Here is a 15,156-nt window from a genome sequence, read left to right as displayed (position 1 = left end):
CTGAACAATGTGTATTTTCAGCGCTCCCGATTAAGGTGGGTGTAATAACCCGCTCTTCTTAGAGCTGGTCAGTTATGGTTCCTTATTTATATCGGCTGAGACTAATCGGTACCCCAGGCCCAGCTCCGTTTTTATCACCTGCTGCTCATCGGCATTATCATTGAGTTTTTTTCGTAACTGACTCACGAGGATGCGCAAATAATGAGTATCCTCAATATGGCTTTTCCCCCAAATCTGTTCGAGCAAGTCCGTTTGTTTGACGAGTCGTCCTGGTTGGCTAAGAAGCTTTTCCATGAATGCGAACTCTTTTTTGGTGAGCATGACTTCTTGCGCCCCAAGCCAAACTTGGTTGGTACTCTTTTGTAACCTGATTTTCCCAAAGCATTGTGTGTCAGGCTGAATACTGTCATCGACTAAATCACGGACCAAGACCTTAATGCGCACGATTAGCTCTTTAATACCAAAAGGCTTACTCAAATAATCGTTAGCGCCAGCTTCTAATAGGCGAATTTTTTCTTCTTCTTGATCACGGGCTGTTAATATCAACACCGGGGTCTTGCTTGATTGGCGTACCGTTTTGAGTAGGTTTATGCCATCACCGTCAGGCAAACCTAGATCTAAGACAATGACATGTGGAGAATGAACATCAATTTGCTGTTTGGCCGTATTAAGGGAGTCTGCCCCTAGGTATTGAAATCCTTCGGCGGCTAGCGAGATACGTATAAAGGTATGTATTTGTGGTTCATCGTCTACCACAAGAATTTTATAACTCATAGTTAATATCCTTTTTCGGGTTGGGTAAGCAGATGCGCACCATACAACCTTCCGGTACCGCAATAGACGCAATGGTGCCGTTATGGGCATTGATAATCCCTTTGGCTACGGCAAGTCCAAGGCCTGAACCTGAGTCTGTTGTTTTTGTCTTTTCTCCGGTATAGAAAAGATCAAACATACGTTCAGCTTCTCCCGGCATGAGTGATTTTCCCTTGTTTGAAATATCGATCACGACAGTATCTCTTTGCTGGTATACAGCGACTTTTACGGGTTTCTCTTTAGGTGAGAAGCGTAAAGCGTTATCTAATATATTAAATACGGCTTGCTCAACGAGCGAACTACTTACAGAGACAAAAATAGCTTCGCTATTTAGCTCGACACTCGCGTGCCCTGAAGTCTGAGGGCAACGAGCAATGGCGTTATTGATGATAGGGATGAGCGATTCGTGTTTTTTCCGGACCATCATTGAACCATGCTGTAACTTAGTCGCATGAAGAAGGTTCTCAATATACTGGTGTAAGCGGTGGCTTTCTGTTGTTGCGCTATCGAGTAGTTCAGATTTCTCAGCCTCGCTCAACAGAGATAGATACTCCTTCAGCGTCGTTAGATTGCCAATAATGCCAGCAAGGGGAGTGCGTAGATCATGAGATACAGACAGTAAGATCTGGTTGCGTAGCTGGGTTTGCTTTAGTTCATCTTGTTGACGGCGGTAGCGCTCGGCCAATTGGCTGGTTGTGAAAGCAACAAGAATGAAGACAATAAGGTTGATAATATCATCCAGATGGAGCATCTGGAGAGAATAGCGGGGCGTCGTAAACAGGAAGTTGAAGCTCAACGCTTCAATCACAGCAAAAGAGAAGGCTATACGCGAATGGCATTGGAGCGCAATTATCACAATCGATAGCTGTAGTATCAGCAAAATTGCGATGGTAAAGCCTAACTGCGTATCAATCCCCCAAGATACTAGCATTGCAGTGGAAAAAACTGCGAATGACACAAAGTATCGGTTCTGGTGCCAAGATGGTTTCATAAAGAAAAAGTAAAAATGAGTAACATGGAGATACTCTAGCAAACACTGCTCTTGCCTTCGCGTTAAAAAAGCGTAAAAAAACGCCCCGACATGTCGGGGCGTTGTTCATCCACTTAAGACTTTTACATCTTACTGGTCCTCGTTTTTGTAAATGGGTAAATAATCGGTGTAACCCTGCTCATTGCCACCAAATAAAGTAGCCCCATCGAGTGCCGTGAGTTGATGTCTATTCTTCAAACGTGCGACCAAGTCTGGGTTTGACACAAATGGCCGGCCAAAGGCTATGAGGTCAGCGTAGCCTTTATCTAGTATCTCGTCAGCGCGTTCTTGGGTGTAACTACCCGCGACAATAATGGTGTTGGTGAAGTATTCGCGTAATTCAATACGGAAACTTTCAGGGATCACGGGGGCATCATCCCAATCGGCTTCGGATAAATGCAGATAGGCAATATCTCGCGCTTGAAGTTGTTTCGATACTTCAAGGATGGTCGGGACAATATCGGGGCAGTTCATATCTTTGAAAGTAATAAACGGTGCCAGTCTAACGCCGACTTTATCCGCGCCTATTGCGTTAATGACAGCATCAACAACCTCTAGTAAGAATCGGGTTCGGTTCTCACGGGTACCGCCGTAATTGTCGGTGCGGTGATTCGAGTTGGTACGGAGAAATTGGTCGATGAGATATCCATTACCACCATGAATTTCAACACCATTAAAGCCCGATTTAATGGCGCTTTTCGCCGCGTTGGCAAAATCTTGGACCACTCTATCGATATCGGCTTGGGTCATGGCGCGTGGCTGAATGCAATCAACCATGGCACCGTTACCTTGCTCATCGGCAATCCAGACTTGCGTTTCCACTGGCGCTAATGCCGATGGCGCAATGGGCAATTCACCTTGTTGAAAGGTAGGGTGGGAGACGCGACCCACATGCCAAAGCTGACAATATATTGCGGCACCTTGCCGTTTAACGGCTTGGGTAACAAGCTTCCAACCCTCAATCTGTTCGTTGGTGTAGACGCCCGGTGTGAACGAGTAACCTTGTGAATCATCGGAAATTTGTGTCGCTTCTGAGATGATCAACCCAGCGCTTGCCCGCTGCTGGTAGTAGTTCGCCATCATCTGGTTGGGAATATTCCCCGGTTGACTGCTACGGGCGCGTGTCATCGGCGCCATTACCAAGCGGTTTTGAAGTGTCAGGTCTTTTAGTCGGGTTTGTTCGAATAGCTTGCTCATGTGTTTTCCTTACTTCAGTAATGCCACGTTGGTTTTCTTGCTGACGGACTCCATCCAGTTTTTTACCGCCGGCCCCCACTCAATGTCAGGCTCACTAAAGAAGCCACGGAGAATCGAGAAAACAATGGCTTCATCAACAAGGCTTACATGCTGATAAGACGCTAGATTGAGCACTTTACTGACTTGCTGGATAAGCAATTCCACGTCTTTGGCGATAGCCGGGGTATTTTTGAGTAGTGCGTCAAAGTCCAGTTCATCGGTTTCCTTTTTAGCTCGCCATGCTTTTCTTGCCGATTCTGTGTTGAATTCAGCGAGTCCCATACCGGACCAGCGAGGGTAGCCCACTTTTTGTAGCAGAAGAAAAGCACTCTGTTGCCATTTAAGAACGGTTTGTGATGGAAGGTGCGACTCTGTTGAGCTTGCTATCTCTTGGAAGTATTTGATGATATCAAGACTTTCGGCCACAGCTTCGCCATTATCTTTGACCAACACAGGCACTTGCTTACTGCCAATGATGTCGGTGGTGGTTTTATCATCGTCGTAGTCGATGTTGACGATATCCAATGGAATGCTGAGCATACCTGCAACGTAGCGAACTCGGGCACTGAAAGGGCAATGTTCATAGATATAGAGTTTCATGATGTATCCTAATACTCTGCTTGATGAATAATTTGAAATTAGTGGTTGAGGGTTGGTGCAAGCGCAGGCTGGGCGCTTTCGCGGCGATTGGCTTGTGCAATGAACAGTAAGCCAATCACAGGGATGACGATTGCCGCATAAGGGATCAGGCCAAAGGCGGCAACGGTTAAGAAGGTGGCGTGCCAACCAAATTGCAAGCCAATCCAAGTCCCTCCGGGTACACCTAACATGTTGGCCAGAGTGAGGCCTGCGAACATTTGGCCCACCGCACGACCGGCCATTTTTTCAGATACTAAGTTGGTCGCAACCACGGCACCGATACCGTAGAACGGTCCTTGAACTAAGCCGGTAATAACGCGGCTTACCATCAGCACAAAGTAGGTCGGGGCAAATGCAGACAGCACATTACCAGCGATGAACAGCACCATCAGGCCGGCCAGTACAGCTTTCTTGTTAAATCGTGCAAGATAAATGGTGAGCAACGGCCCGCCAACAACGATTGCGAGTGCATAGGCGCTGATCAGGTAACCTGCTTGGCCTTCGGTAATCAAAAGGGAATTTGCAACTTGTGGCAGAATACCGGCGATAACAAATTCAGCAGTGCCAATCGCAAAGGCTGCAAGCGTCAAAATCCATACCTGCAGCGGCATTTTTTCTGTTTTCATGAGGGAGCTCTTTTTTCGTTAAATGTTTGATGCGCCAACGTGGAGAGATGCACATTGGCACACGAATCAGTCTTGCTGAGGGCCCGTTAGCCGAGGAGGGCACCGCCATCAACATCGATGATTGTTCCTGTCATGTAGGTATTATTAATCAGTAATCTATACGCATCGGCGATGTCACTGGCTTGGCCGACTTTTCCAACGGGTAGGGCACGTTGCGTGCGTTGATACATGGCATTTTGGTCTTCTACACTCATGCTTTGATACGCTTCGGTTTTGGTTAAACCTGGGCTTACCGCGTTGATACGAATGGGGGCTAGCTCTTTGGCAAGCACTTTCGTTACAGCTTCGATAGCTGCGTTGACCGCCGTTTTGACATAGGTACTGGTGACCACTTTGCGTGACAGCATGCCTGAAGTGAGGGTAATGGTACCGCCTTGTTTGATATAGCGTGCTGCTTGCTTGGTCGCATTGATTGATCCCCAGAACTTGGTGTCGAATGCGGTTTTGGCTTGGGAAATATCGACATCAACTACTTTGCCTGATGGTGCGTAAGAGCCTGCGGTGATGATGAGGTGATCAAATGCACCAATCGATTCAAAATAGTGGTAAACCGACTGCTCATCACTAATGTCTAGACCTGTCTTTCGGCTTGCCACGTGAACAGTGGTGCTCTCATTTTGAAGTTGCTTGGCAAGCTCTGCGCCAATTCCAGATGTTCCACCGATAACCACATAGACGGTTTTGTCTGATTTCATGATGTCTGTCTCCAGTATTGTTTCGATGGAGTCAGTATATTGGTTCGAATAAATTTGATAATTGGGTAAAATTCAAATTGATTATTCGGCTGAGGTGAACAATCTCGCATTAAGGAGTGATAGTGGACAAGTTTTCGGATATGACACTGTTTGTCAGCATCGTAAAAAACCAGGGCCTTGCGGCGGCAGGAAGAGAGTTGGGCTTGTCGCCAGCCACGGTAACGGCAAGGCTGCAAGCGCTTGAAGATCGGTATGGGGTAAAGCTGCTCAATCGCAGTACACGCCATATCTCGTTGACCGATTCTGGTGTGATGTATCATCAAGCGTGTTTAGAGATCTTAGACAGCGTGAAGGAAACGGAGAACTTGCTGCAAACCGGTACTAAAGAAGTACGTGGTACGTTAAAAATCTCTGCACCGCGGGATATCGGGAAGCAGTATATTTCGCCCATTCTATCGGCGTTTGCCGAGCAGTATCCTGATGTAACCCCTTATCTTTACTTGAACGATAACTTGTCGAATCTGGCTGAGTCTGGATTGGATGTAGTGATCCGCTACGGTGAGCTTGCAGATAGTAATCTGATCTCTCGAAAACTTGCTTCTAGCCGCCGGGTATTGTGCGCCTCCCCGGATTATTTGGCTAAAAAGGGAACGCCAATCACACCGCAGGACTTAGCGGCGCACGATTGCCTAGCGATGGTGCGTAGCAATGAGGAATTGAAAACGTGGCACTTCCAAGACAGCGAGCAACACAACGTCATCACCGTTGTGCCAAAGCGGTTTTCGGATGATGGGGAGGTTATACGTCAATGGGCATTGGATGGGGCTGGTATTGCCCTGAAATCGGTTCTGGACGTACAACAAGATATCAAACAGCAGCGGCTAGTCACGATTTTAAATGGCTATATGAAGAACTTCAATGCGTCCACATCCGCTGTTGGAGCGGATTTGAATGTGATTTATATGAGTCGGCAATATCAACCTAAACGGATTCGTTTGTTCTTGGATTTTCTGATTGAGCATTTTGATAAAGCGATCTGCTCCTCTCACAAATAAAAAAACGCCCCGACATGTCGGGGCGTTGTTCATTTAATTAAGACCTTTAAATCTTATTGGTCGTAGCTCGCTTCACGGGCTTCTGCTTTCTTGTCCCACTCTGGTACGACGGTTTTCAGAAACTCTTCTTTCTCTTGGTTCATTCCATCCATATCCATGCCTAGCGCTTGCTGGGCTTTCAGCTTGGTTGAAATGTCAGGAATTTGAATTTCTTCCGTAATGCCTTTGGTGGCCAGTAGGCGAACCACTTTGGTACGGGCATCACCGGCTTTATCCAATGCAGTACCTAGAACGCGTAGGGCAACTTCTGGTGCGTGCATGTGAACACCGTGAGAGGCAATCGCGTAGTCCCAGCGCCATTGTGCGTGGCGGATATCAGTAAGGATTGGCTTCATTTCCTCTTCGGTAGCCCCTGCATCCCATGCTGCTTTGGCTTCAAAGTGCGCAGCGACAATCTGCTTCTCGGCGCGCAGTTTCATTTCTAGCACTTGCGCTTTACGGGTAGAAACGATGCCTTGTAGTGTTTCTTTGTCTTGGGTATGACAGTTGGCACAGGTATCTTCGAAGCGGTCAAATGGGTTGCCGATCTTGTGATCAGTAAAGACGACGCCGTCTTCGTTCTGTACCTTCGGCATGTGACAGTCGATACAAGTGACATTGTTCTTGCCGTGGATGCCGTCACGCCATGTTTCGTACTCTGGGTGCTGCGCTTTGATCATCGGTGCTTTAGACAGGCCGTGGGTCCAGTCGCTAAAGCCGATTTCATCAAAGTACACTTCCATTTCATCAACGCCAGTGCCTTTATCCCATGGGAATTTCACTGCATTCTTGTTGTGTTTTTGGAAATAGTATTCAACGTGACACTGGCCACAAACTTGTGCCTGCTGGTCAAGGCGAGAGCCATCTTCAAACTTCTTGTCAATGGCTTCCATCGCACGGGCGGCATATGGACGTGACAAGGCCAGGGCTGGTTTACCCTGCTTGAAGTCTTCGCTATTGGTATTGTGGCAGTCGGCACAGCCGATAGCATTGTTGATTTCTGAGCCTAGACGGGCCCATTTACCTTCGAAATAGCCATCTTCGCCACGCTCGTCAATGACACGGGCAACGTCAGGGCTCTTACAGCTCCAACAGGCCATTGGCATTGGGCCAGAGTTTTCGTCTTGTGGGCCGCCGGTACGTAGGGTTTGGCGAACGTCCGCTACCGCATAGAAGTGGCCTCGGGCTTTGTTGTAATCTTTGGCAAAGCCATAGCCAGCCCAAAGGATGACCATATTAGGGTCGCCTTCAAGGGCATCTTCGATCTCTTCGCTTTCCTTAGTTGCTTCCCAAGTTTTGTACTGGTCTGCATGCGCAGCGGAAAAAGCTTCGTTGCGTGCTTCAATTCTTTCTTTTTCAGCAGGTTGTTCTTCGTTTGCTAACGCATTGCCAGAAAGAAATATTGCAGACAGTAATGCTGCAACAGCGGCAGTATTTCTCGTCCATTTATTACTCACGATGTGCACTCCATAATTCTTGTTGTAAATAGAGCCAAGCGTTGTGAAAGCGGCTTTACGATGCAAACAGAATCAGAGTTCTAAATAAGGATATCAGAAAGGGGAGATAACGAGATAAAAGCGATTTGTTTTTTGCTTTGGATCAAAAGCGAAAAGTGAATAACGCGAGGTAGATTAACAATTTACCGATATAACCCTAAAGGGGTATTTACATAACCCTTTAGAGTAGCGCTGTGAATTTCTCATAATGTTATTGTAAAACAACACGTTAGCGTGTTTTTAAGGATTGATCTAAATCAGGAAAAAATCATATTCAATGCTACTTTTGGTGTATTTGTTATTTGTCGCATATTTTCACATCTTGAAATATAGTTTAATACGTTTGTTGAGCGTTGTGGCTTAAGTTGATGCAAATAAGAATTGATTTCAAATGCAATGGATTATTAATTGCGGAAATCAAAGGGGCACTATTGTGCCTAATTTGTAATATCAGCACCGGTTACTTTTTGATTTTAATTAAAAGTAATTGTGGAAGATGAAAAGGTGAAAAATGGGCAATCATAAAGTAGCCCTGAATAGCATGCTGACATTGTTTGTCGCTATGTGTATTTGGGGTTTCTCAATCAATGTTGCCGCAGACTCCCAGAATACAGAAGCCACAGCAGCCAGCTCTTCTGTGACTACTTCGGAGTCCGGCAGACATGTCGTCGAATTCAACCGGGACAGGGATTACGCATGTACCCAGTGCCATAAGGATGAAAAAGACGTTCTCAAAGGTGCGCACAGCGCCGCTATTAACCCGCACACAAATCGTGATGTAACTTGTGTAGATTGCCACAGTAATGTGGGTAACGATCACCGCAACGGCGCATCAGAGGTAACGAAATTTGCACCGGCGCAATCTGTTGCCGGCAGTGAAAAACCGGCGGCTGATGTCGCTTGGATCACGCAGCAAAATGAAACCTGTGTGAATTGTCATGAGCCGGAGAATCTGCGTGAAGTGAACTGGACACACGATGTTCATGCGCTCGATCTCTCATGTGCTTCTTGCCATAACATCCACCCAACGTCTGATCCAATGAAAGGTATCGAGAGAAAGCCAAAAATCAAGCTTTGTGTCGATTGCCACTCTGATCAGATAAAAGCTAAAGAGTAGGGGAGAGATTATGACGTGTTCAAGACGTAACTTCCTGGCCGGCGCCGGGGCAGTCATCTTCACTACAGGGGTGGGAGCCTCTAATTTAGTTGGCGGTCGTAAGACGTTGGCTGCAACCATGGAAGATGGTGTAAAGCGTTATGGGATGGTCCATGACGAAACACTGTGTATCGGTTGTACCGCATGTACTGATGCCTGCCGTGAAGTAAATAATGTCCCTGAAGGGGTTTCACGACTGGAGATTGTCCGCAGTGAGCCGCAGGGCGAATATCCAGATGTTGACTATCAATTTACCCGTATCTCTTGTCAGCATTGTGATAACGCCCCATGTGTCCATGTCTGTCCGACTGGCGCGGCCTTTAAGGATGAAGAAACAGGTATTGTCGCGGTCAACAACTTCAAGTGTGTTGGCTGTGGCTACTGCCTAGCGGCTTGCCCGTATCAGGTTCGCTTCTTCCACCCGGAAACCAAGTCTGCAGACAAGTGTGACTTCTGCCGCGAAACCAACCTCAAGGAAGGCAAGCAGCCAGCCTGTGTGGAGTCGTGTCCGACCAAGGCACTGACATTTGGTGATCTGAATGATCCTAACAGTGAGATCAGCCAGCTCATTACACAGAAGCCGGTTTACCGACAAAAAGTCGAGCTCGGCACCCAGCCTAAGATGTACAAGGTGCCACATGGAAAAGGGGAGATAAAAGGATGAGTACGACATTTGCAGATGCCTTTTATTTTGACTCGCTGGTCTGGGACTGGATCATTGCGGTCTACCTGTTCCTAGCAGGGATGTCAGCTGGTGCCGTGATGATTGCTATTTACCTAAAGCGTAAGGTGATCGAAGGCTACCCAGCTAGCAACGGTATCATCAAGGCAACCGCGATCCTGGCACCATTTGGGATCATTGTTGGTTTGTTGATCCTGGTTTTCCACCTGACCAAGCCATGGTCGTTCTGGAAAATCATGATCTTCTATAACCCGACGTCAGTGATGTCGATGGGTGTGGTGCTATTCCAAGTCTATATGGTTGTATTGTTCGCTTGGATTGCCATCATCTACAAGAACGAGTTGCTGTCACTGCTGGGTGATAGATTGCCTATTGTTGGCAAAGTCATGAAGGTATTGGACCGCTTCGAAAACAGTATTGAGCTGTTCTTGGGCTTCTTGGCATTGGTACTGGCAGCCTACACCGGCTTCCTGTTATCGGCGCTGCAGACCTACCCGATGCTGAATAATCCAGCATTGCCTATCTTGTTCCTGTTCTCGAGCTTGTCCTCCGGTGCCGCAGCTTGTTTGCTGTTTGGCGTGGTATTCTTCAAAGAGTCGGCGAAGAGTGCCAGTGTCAGCTGGGTACACAAGTTTGAGCGTCCCGTGGTGATGTTCGAGCTGTTCGTTATCTTTGCTTTCTTCTCCGGTTTGTATTTCGGCGGGGGGCAAAGTCAGGTCGCAGCACTGTCGGCGATAGGTGGCGGTTTCTGGGCCAGTTGGTTCTGGTACGGAGTGATCGGCATGGGCATGTTGGTGCCGTTAGGACTTAATGCAGTTAGCCCTGCGGGAGTTAAGCACAACAAAGCCTTTATTATGCTGGTGACCACACTAAGTTTGATCGGTGTACTGATGTTACGTACGTTTGTGCTGTATGCTGGGCAAATGACAACCTTATAGGTTGATGTAACAAAGAATAGAATCGCCACAGTTAGCGCTGTGGCGATTTAGTAACAAGGAATATAGATGCTCCCTGAAGTTGGACATTTTTCGTTAATCCTCGGTATGGTGTTTGCCTTGCTTGGTGCCACCATCCCTGCAGTAGGATTAGTCAAAAAGGATTCATACCTTACTCGCTACGCTTGGCCATTAAGTTATGGCGCCTTTGGTTTTATTGGTCTATCAATTGCCTTATTGGGTGTAAGTTTCGCGCTTGATGATTTTTCAATCGCCTATGTTGCTCATCACTCCAACACCCAGCTGCCGATTTTTTTCAAGATTGCTGCCGTCTGGGGGGGCCATGAAGGGTCATTCCTGTTTTGGTTATTTTCTCTGACGTTGTGGACAGCCTGTGTTGCCAGGGCATGTCGGAAACTGGATGAGGCCTTTATCGCCCGGGTACTCATTACGCTATCTGGCCTGATCCTCCTCTTTAGTTTATTTGTATTGCTCACATCAAATCCGTTTGAGCGGTTGTTCCCGACGCCGCTTGAAGGGCGTGATTTGAATCCGATGCTGCAAGATGTCGGATTGATCTTCCACCCGCCAATGCTTTACTTGGGTTATGTCGGTTTTGCGGTCAGTTTTGCTTTTGCCATTGCGGCGTTAACTGGCGATCACGGCAGAGGTGAATGGGCGAAGTGGAGCCGGCCATGGACGTTGGCTGCTTGGGTCTTTCTTACCGGCGGCATTGCGTTGGGCTCTTGGTGGGCATACTACGAGCTAGGTTGGGGAGGCTGGTGGTTCTGGGATCCGGTAGAAAACGCATCCTTGATGCCATGGCTGACTGGTACAGCGTTGGTCCACTCTTTGATGATCACGGAATACCGCAAGGCATTGTCGGGCTGGAGTCTTTTGCTTGCCATTTCTACTTTTTCTCTGAGCTTACTCGGCACCTTTATTGTTCGCTCCGGGGTACTTACGTCTGTGCATGCCTTTGCTGTTGACCCGACTCGTGGTGTGACCTTACTGGCCATGTTGGCATTGATCCTTATTGTTGCCTTGTCACTGTTTGCCATTCGATCTGGTCGCTACTTTGTTGCTGCTAAATTTGGCTTCTTTACCAAAGAAGCCATGTTTATGGTGGGGAACAGCTTGTTTGCAGTCGCGATGCTAACCGTGCTGCTGGGTACATTTTATCCCTTAGTCTTCCAAGCGTTGGGGCTAGGCAATATTTCGGTCGGCGCGCCGTATTTCAACTCGATGTTTGTTCCGATGAGCTTTATCTTATTCCTGTTTATGGGGCTAGGCGTCGTCGTACGTTGGCATAAGGTTGGGCTAGACGATGTGATCACCCGCTCATTGGCTCCGATGTCGGTATCCATTGTTTTGGGAGTCGCTTTATCAGTGATGTTTGAACGAGGGGTGAACATCACGGTGTGTTTGGCCTTCATGACTGCGATTTGGATTACATCAACCGCAGTGCAAGCCATGTACATCAGAATCCGTGCTAGACGTGCGAAAGGAATGAAAGGGGTTGTGTGGAAGCAGGCGGCTATGGTCGTTGCCCATACTGGAGTTGCTGCGACAATCATAGGTGCGACCTTGGTCAGCTTCTATGATCAGGAAATTAGCAGTAAAATGGGGCCTGGAGACAGCGTCACTCTTGATGAATACCATTTCACCTATCAACAGACAGAGTTGCTGGTGGGGCCGAACTATACGGCAGAGCAAGCGAATATCATTGTGACCAAAGAGGATGCGTTGATTGCGACCATCCGCCCTGAGCGTCGCCACTACACCGTACGTACCATGAACATGAGTGAACCGGGTATCGCTTGGTTCTGGCATGGTGATATCTATATTACGCTGGGCGAAAAGCTCAACCGTACTGACTATGCGGTGCGGATCCAATATAAGCCCTATGTTCGCTGGCTATGGCTGGGTAGTATCTTAATGATGATTGGTGGGGCAATGGCGGTGCTTAGCCTTGCTGGCAAGCGGGTATCGCACAAGCTGCAGCAGCCCAAAAAGATTGAAATGATCATGGTTTGGAAGTAGTGATTTGAAAGTACTGGCTTGGAAATAGTGATTTGGAAGTGCTGGTAGGTAATAAATCAAGGTGTACATGCAATGAAAGTAGCTAGCCGTTATCTTCCTTTGGTTGTCGTGGTGGTGATGCTAGTGATCATCAGTTTGGCAATGAAGTTCAGTCAAGAAGGGCATGCCCCCCAGCTTGAAGAAAAGCCAATGCCAGCGTTTAGCTTGCAGCAGTTTGGCTCCTCCGTTGCGGCAGATGAAACATTATTTACCGGGAAATTGCAGCTATTGAACGTTTGGGCCTCTTGGTGTGCGATCTGTAAAAGCGAGCACGGGTTCCTGATGCAGTTGGCGCAACAAGGCGAGATGTCGATTGTTGGGCTTAACTATCGTGATAACCGTCAGTCGGCAATGCGTGAGCTGGCCCAGAGCGGCAACCCTTATCAAGCTGTGTTGTATGATCCCAAAGGATCGTTAGCATTAGATTTGGGCGTGTATGGGACGCCGGAGAGTTATTTGATCGACAGCTATGGCATGATCCGCTACCGCTACCTAGGGGCATTGGATGAAGACGTATGGAAACGGGAATTCGTACCCGTGATCGAGTTTTTGCAACAGGAAGTGCAACAGGAAAARAGAACGAATGGGTAAGGAAGTGATTAGCCGAATGAAGTCATTGTTGGTGGCTATCAGCATGTGTTTATTGGTCGTGAGCGTATCGGCAGTMGCACAAACAGATCAAATTTTTGTAGCTGCTGATACGGATCTAGTTGAGTCAGTCGAGACCTTCCAGTTTCGCTCTTCAGCCGAGCAGCGGCGGGCTATCGAACTGTCGCGTCGCTTGCGTTGTCCTCAGTGCCAGAACCAGAACCTGATTGAGTCTAACTCTCCGGTGGCGAAAGACTTGCGACTCAAGGTCTATCAAATGGTTAATGACGGTGACAGTGACGAAGATGTGATTGAATACATGACATCCCGATTTGGCGATTTCGTGTTGTACAAACCACGTTTAAACCCGCAAACCTACCTGTTGTGGGGAGGCCCCTTCTTATTGCTTGGTTTATTTGGCTCAATCATTTGGGTAACAATTCGGCGCCAGCAGCGAGAGCGATAAATTTGAAGCATGTTACCAATATGGCTAACGTGGGGGGGAATCTTTAAAAGAACAGAGAAAGGTATTGAAGACCATCATGAACTCCCAAAAAGGGAGTAAATGGTTATATTTAGTCATGGCCGTCAAACGGGTCTAATTTGTTCGAAAAAAGTTCGTTATCTTGCCAAGAATTGATACGTGTTCAAATGTTTGGCTTTGTTTACCTTATTAAGTTTTTTACTAGCTTAACTCGGTAGATAAAATGCTTATTTAGAATAACTACAAGAAAGTAATATTTAAAAGAACTATAACAAACGAGCCGTAAAAGTATGTCATTCCTTGAAGGTTTGGTAATAGGTTATCTATTTCTTTTATACTTTTACTCAGTAGTAGCTTTGAGTTTTTCAGTAAAAAAACAAAGAAAAAACTTCCGGATAATAATATTAAAGATAATCTTAAATTTTGAGTTGAAAAATAAAAGCTCAATAGAAAACTTAGAACAGTCATTGCTTTAGCTAAGGTTATTGCGTGTTTTTCACTAGTCATTAAAAAACCTATCTAATTGATGTCTGGATTACTTTTATATAGTAATCCAGATATTTTGTTAGTTACAATGGGTATACATTAAATGCTTACTAAATCTAATATTCTATCGACCAAAAGCATATTGGTACATTAATGAACCAACCTCATAACCTAAACCAGCTGAAAATCCTATTGCCCCCCCAATAATACCACCTCGTGTTGCTCCTATAGATGAGCCTGTCCAAACGGCTCCACCAACAGTGCCAATTGCAGCTCCCCAGTTAAAGCCCTCTAAGGCATTGCCACCATTTACTTGTTGAATTTCATTCATGTTTAATTCACGCATTTTTACTCTCCATATATCTGACATTTTTGTCGGGTTATTGATCTTATATCTTTAATTAGTATCGGTTAATATTTCTGGTTGCACCTATCTCGGTAAAGATAATTGAAGTTAGCCTTTACGATTTTCTGACAAAGTTTATATTTATAGATTTGTCAGTGTGTATTATTAATAATCGCTGGCTAAGTTTACTGTCTCTACGGTTATAGAGTGGAACTATTTATGGCCTCTCAAGGTATCACTTAGTCTTCCAAGCGCTGGGGCTGGGCAATATTTCTGTTGGCGCGCCGTATTTCGACTCGATGTTTGTTCCGATGAGCTTTATCTTATTCCTGTTTATGGGGCTAGGCGTCGTCGTACGCTGGCATAAGGTTGGGCCTCTTGGTGTGCGATCTGTAAAAGCGAGCATGGGTTCCTGATGCAGTTGGCGCAACAAAGCGAGATGTCGATTGTCGGGCTTAACTATCGTGATAACCGTCAGTCGGCAATGCGTGAGCTGGCCCAGAGCGGCAACCCTTATCAAGCTGTGCTGTATGATCCCAAAGGATCGTTAGCATTAGATTTGGGCGTGTATGGGACGCCGGAGAGTTATTTGATCGACAGCCATGGCATGATCCGCTACCGCTACCTAGGGGCATTGGATGAAGACGTATGGAAACGGGAATTCGTACCCGTGATCGAGTTTTTGCAACAGGAAGTGCAACAGGAAAA

15 protein-coding genes and 1 pseudogene are annotated in these 15,156 nt (G+C 46.7%); 8 read left to right on the top strand and 8 right to left on the bottom strand.

Features of this window, described 5'->3' with window-relative positions:
* Positions 1 to 72 precede the first annotated feature (72 nt).
* The 6 genes and pseudogenes from L4D79_RS16315 to L4D79_RS16290 all read right to left on the bottom strand — a co-directional run bounded on the left by L4D79_RS16315 (position 73) and on the right by L4D79_RS16290 (position 5,099).
* Positions 73 to 774: a response regulator transcription factor gene (locus L4D79_RS16315; RefSeq protein WP_428652631.1), complete on the bottom strand. Its 702-nt coding sequence runs from the start codon at positions 772 to 774 to the stop codon at positions 73 to 75.
* Positions 764 to 1,804: a sensor histidine kinase gene (locus L4D79_RS16310; protein WP_428653061.1), complete on the bottom strand. Its 1,041-nt coding sequence runs from the start codon at positions 1,802 to 1,804 to the stop codon at positions 764 to 766. The genes L4D79_RS16315 and L4D79_RS16310 overlap by 11 nt, the downstream gene beginning before the upstream one ends.
* Positions 1,805 to 1,933: 129 nt before the next feature.
* A complete protein-coding gene (locus L4D79_RS16305; RefSeq protein WP_428652630.1) occupies positions 1,934 to 3,040 on the bottom strand; it encodes an alkene reductase in 1,107 nt (368 codons plus the stop codon).
* A gap of 9 nt (positions 3,041 to 3,049) precedes the next feature.
* Positions 3,050 to 3,679, bottom strand: a complete 630-nt coding sequence (grxB, locus tag L4D79_RS16300) for a glutaredoxin 2 (protein WP_428652629.1) — start codon at positions 3,677 to 3,679, stop codon at positions 3,050 to 3,052.
* A gap of 143 nt (positions 3,680 to 3,822) precedes the next feature.
* Positions 3,823 to 4,344 (bottom strand): annotated as a pseudogene (locus L4D79_RS16295) (MFS transporter); the annotation flags it as partial.
* An 86-nt stretch (positions 4,345 to 4,430) separates the two neighbouring features.
* Positions 4,431 to 5,099 (bottom strand): SDR family oxidoreductase, encoded by a 669-nt coding sequence (locus L4D79_RS16290; protein ID WP_428652628.1) that lies wholly within the window; start codon positions 5,097 to 5,099, stop codon positions 4,431 to 4,433.
* 122 nt (positions 5,100 to 5,221) lie between these two features.
* On the opposite strand from L4D79_RS16290, the gene L4D79_RS16285 reads away from it, so the two are divergent.
* Complete coding sequence (locus L4D79_RS16285) at positions 5,222 to 6,154, top strand: LysR family transcriptional regulator (protein WP_428652627.1); 933 nt, start codon at positions 5,222 to 5,224, stop codon at positions 6,152 to 6,154.
* A gap of 53 nt (positions 6,155 to 6,207) precedes the next feature.
* On the opposite strand, the gene nrfA is transcribed toward L4D79_RS16285, so the two are convergent.
* A complete protein-coding gene (nrfA, locus tag L4D79_RS16280; RefSeq protein ID WP_428652626.1) occupies positions 6,208 to 7,650 on the bottom strand; it encodes an ammonia-forming nitrite reductase cytochrome c552 subunit in 1,443 nt (480 codons plus the stop codon).
* Between the two features lie 550 nt (positions 7,651 to 8,200).
* Between nrfA and nrfB the strand changes: the two genes are divergently transcribed.
* The 6 genes from nrfB (at position 8,201) to nrfF (ending at position 13,598) form a co-directional block, all read left to right on the top strand.
* Complete coding sequence (gene nrfB / locus L4D79_RS16275) at positions 8,201 to 8,806, top strand: cytochrome c nitrite reductase pentaheme subunit (RefSeq protein WP_428652625.1); 606 nt, start codon at positions 8,201 to 8,203, stop codon at positions 8,804 to 8,806.
* Between the two features lie 10 nt (positions 8,807 to 8,816).
* The gene (gene nrfC, locus L4D79_RS16270) at positions 8,817 to 9,509 is read left to right on the top strand and encodes a cytochrome c nitrite reductase Fe-S protein (protein ID WP_428652624.1); all 693 of its coding nucleotides are present in this window, start codon (positions 8,817 to 8,819) and stop codon (positions 9,507 to 9,509) included.
* Complete coding sequence (nrfD, locus tag L4D79_RS16265) at positions 9,506 to 10,465, top strand: cytochrome c nitrite reductase subunit NrfD (RefSeq protein WP_428652623.1); 960 nt, start codon at positions 9,506 to 9,508, stop codon at positions 10,463 to 10,465. The genes nrfC and nrfD overlap by 4 nt, the downstream gene beginning before the upstream one ends.
* Before the next feature lie 66 nt (positions 10,466 to 10,531).
* On the top strand, positions 10,532 to 12,505 hold the full coding sequence (locus tag L4D79_RS16260) for a heme lyase CcmF/NrfE family subunit (protein ID WP_428652622.1): 1,974 nt from the start codon (positions 10,532 to 10,534) through the stop codon (positions 12,503 to 12,505).
* A 72-nt stretch (positions 12,506 to 12,577) separates the two neighbouring features.
* Positions 12,578 to 13,135, top strand: a complete 558-nt coding sequence (locus L4D79_RS16255; protein WP_428652621.1) for a DsbE family thiol:disulfide interchange protein — start codon at positions 12,578 to 12,580, stop codon at positions 13,133 to 13,135.
* A complete protein-coding gene (nrfF, locus tag L4D79_RS16250) occupies positions 13,128 to 13,598 on the top strand; it encodes a heme lyase NrfEFG subunit NrfF (protein WP_428652620.1) in 471 nt (156 codons plus the stop codon). The genes L4D79_RS16255 and nrfF overlap by 8 nt, the downstream gene beginning before the upstream one ends.
* A 628-nt stretch (positions 13,599 to 14,226) precedes the next feature.
* On the opposite strand, the gene L4D79_RS16245 is transcribed toward nrfF, so the two are convergent.
* Positions 14,227 to 14,448, bottom strand: a complete 222-nt coding sequence (locus L4D79_RS16245; RefSeq protein WP_428652619.1) for a hypothetical protein — start codon at positions 14,446 to 14,448, stop codon at positions 14,227 to 14,229.
* A 415-nt stretch (positions 14,449 to 14,863) separates the two neighbouring features.
* Between L4D79_RS16245 and L4D79_RS16235 the strand changes: the two genes are divergently transcribed.
* The coding region (locus L4D79_RS16235; protein WP_428652618.1) for a redoxin family protein at positions 14,864 to 15,156 on the top strand (293 nt) is incomplete at its 3' end.

The organism is Photobacterium satsumensis (assembly GCF_050336935.1).
Taxonomy (GTDB): domain Bacteria; phylum Pseudomonadota; class Gammaproteobacteria; order Enterobacterales; family Vibrionaceae; genus Photobacterium; species Photobacterium satsumensis.
Note: the sequence above shows the minus strand (reverse complement) of the source record. Positions and strands in the feature narration are given on the sequence as shown.

Coding starts and splice junctions, on each gene's coding strand:
- L4D79_RS16315 (WP_428652631.1), bottom strand. CDS start 774: ATGAGTTATAAAATTCTTGTGGTAGACGATGAACCACAAATACATACC.
- L4D79_RS16310 (WP_428653061.1), bottom strand. CDS start 1,804: ATGAAACCATCTTGGCACCAGAACCGATACTTTGTGTCATTCGCAGTT.
- L4D79_RS16305 (WP_428652630.1), bottom strand. CDS start 3,040: ATGAGCAAGCTATTCGAACAAACCCGACTAAAAGACCTGACACTTCAA.
- grxB (WP_428652629.1), bottom strand. CDS start 3,679: ATGAAACTCTATATCTATGAACATTGCCCTTTCAGTGCCCGAGTTCGC.
- L4D79_RS16290 (WP_428652628.1), bottom strand. CDS start 5,099: ATGAAATCAGACAAAACCGTCTATGTGGTTATCGGTGGAACATCTGGA.
- nrfB (WP_428652625.1), top strand. CDS start 8,201: ATGGGCAATCATAAAGTAGCCCTGAATAGCATGCTGACATTGTTTGTC.
- nrfC (WP_428652624.1), top strand. CDS start 8,817: ATGACGTGTTCAAGACGTAACTTCCTGGCCGGCGCCGGGGCAGTCATC.
- nrfD (WP_428652623.1), top strand. CDS start 9,506: ATGAGTACGACATTTGCAGATGCCTTTTATTTTGACTCGCTGGTCTGG.
- L4D79_RS16260 (WP_428652622.1), top strand. CDS start 10,532: ATGCTCCCTGAAGTTGGACATTTTTCGTTAATCCTCGGTATGGTGTTT.
- L4D79_RS16245 (WP_428652619.1), bottom strand. CDS start 14,448: ATGCGTGAATTAAACATGAATGAAATTCAACAAGTAAATGGTGGCAAT.